The organism is Pseudomonas sp. PDM04 (genome assembly GCF_014851765.1).
Lineage (GTDB): Bacteria > Pseudomonadota > Gammaproteobacteria > Pseudomonadales > Pseudomonadaceae > Aquipseudomonas.
Genome location: NZ_JACVAI010000035.1, coordinates 1 through 255, shown reverse-complemented (window position 1 = coordinate 255; position 255 = coordinate 1). Strand labels below are relative to the sequence as shown.

At 60.8% G+C, this 255-nt stretch carries 1 pseudogene; it reads right to left on the bottom strand.

Features of this window, described 5'->3' with window-relative positions:
- Positions 1 to 255: pseudogene (locus IB249_RS29670) on the bottom strand (cytochrome C oxidase Cbb3); the annotation flags it as partial.

Below are 255 nucleotides of genomic sequence, written 5' to 3'. Positions count from 1 at the left end.
TGGCGCCGGAGTACACCGGGTAGGACTTGAACCAGTCCACCGGGATCGACAGGTGATTGACCACGTGCAGCATGGCGATCACCACGATGAACGCGCCGAAGAACCAGTTGCCGACGTAGATGTGCTTAGTCTTGCGTTGCACCACGGTGGTGAAAAACACGATGGCGTAGGCGACCCAGACCACCGCCATCCACACCGCGCCGGAGAACTCGATCTCGGCGTATTCCTTGGTGGTGGTGTAGCCCAGCGGCAGGG